Source organism: Schlesneria paludicola DSM 18645, assembly GCF_000255655.1.
GTDB lineage: Bacteria > Planctomycetota > Planctomycetia > Planctomycetales > Planctomycetaceae > Schlesneria > Schlesneria paludicola.
Genome location: NZ_AHZR01000095.1, coordinates 1 through 1,453 on the forward strand (window position 1 = coordinate 1; position 1,453 = coordinate 1,453).

1 protein-coding gene is annotated in these 1,453 nt (G+C 57.0%); it reads right to left on the bottom strand.

Features of this window, described 5'->3' with window-relative positions:
- A partial coding sequence (locus tag OSO_RS0100115; RefSeq protein WP_010581588.1) for a tape measure protein occupies positions 1 to 1,064 on the bottom strand: 1,064 nt, incomplete at its 3' end.
- Between the last annotated feature and the right edge of the window lie 389 nt (positions 1,065 to 1,453).

A 1,453-nucleotide genomic window follows, 5' to 3' on the forward strand; every position in this document is an offset into this window, starting at 1 on the left:
GGATTCTTTCCGGAGCCGATGGCCGCGATACCGGCCTTGATCGATTCCCATGTCGCGAGGGCCAGGTTTTTGATTTCCTTCAGGCCCGCGATCAGGTTTTTGACGAACGCATCGAACATGGCCTTGCTGCCCTCCCAGGTGGCATTGAGGCCCGCACCGACCTGCGTCATCACGGCTTCCGCAGCTGGAACGAATTCGTAGAGGTAGATCTGCCAGTCGAGAACCGCGATTTCGATCAGTGATCCGGCATTACGGAACAAGAACGGGATCTGGTCGACAAAGCTCGTCACGTGGTCGAGGACGTTTGTCAGGTCCAGATTCTCCACGATCGATTCACCGATCATGCGCAATGATCCGGCGATCGAGTCTTGGAACGTGGACCACTTGCCGGCCAGTGATCCCGCCTGGCGTTCGGTCATGCCATAGAAACGGCCGCCTTCTGATGTGGCGGCCTCGAAGGCTCCAGCAACTTCCTTTGCCGAAATTCCGCCCGCTTCCATCCGGGCCTTCAAATCTCGCATCGACTCGCCGGTCTCTTTGGCGATCTCCTGGAGCGGGTTGAAACCTGCGTTAATGAACTGGTTCAGGTCACCGCCCATCAGTCGACCGGTCGCTGACATTTGACCGAAAGCGGTCGACAGCCCGGCGAACTTTTCCATGTCGCCGGCTGCCACGTCGCCCAACATCGAAATCGTCGGCAGGATCTTCTCGGCGCTGATGCCGTAGTTCAGCAACTTCTGCGCGGCCTGGTTCGTTCCGGCGACGTCGAACGGGCTTCGTTCGGAGTATGCCTTCAGGTCCGCAAGCAATGATTTCGCGTGGTCGACAGAACCGAGCATGACCTCAAACGCGATCTGCGTCTGTTCGGCATCGGCAGCAAGTTTGACGCCCCAGCCGATCGAGGCCAGTGCGCCACCAGCTCCGAGCATGCCACCGATTTGGCCGACCACGCCCAGGGCCGAGGTGCCCATCGACGCGAGAGTTCCGCGCGTGGAGTTGGCCGCCTGGTTGAATTGGCGGTTGTCCATCTGCAGACCGATAACGATGTCGCCCAGGCTGGCCATGCGGTGAATCCCTTCACCACATGGCCGTTTGCTGCGCTCGAGAGAAACAAAACACCGTTCAGGACTGTGCTGAGCCAGTTCCGAACGGCGCTAGTTACCCTTGTTCGGCTTCCGAATCAATTTTTGGATTGAAGTTGGTTGTGACTACAGATTGCTGCTTTGAGAACCAACAAGGCGACGATTACTGCAGGTGGAATGAATGCCATCCACGGAGGATTTTTTCAGGGTCCGAATCGCGTGTAAACGTTGAATGCAGAAAGAAGTTTAATTGTGACGATGAGAACAATTGGACAGAGAAGGAAGAGCCCGATGAGCAGCCGCTTGCGATTCCGTAATCGACTGAACGCCGTTGGCGTGAGAGAAGCTTCGTCACCTTCATCAGTGAGTTC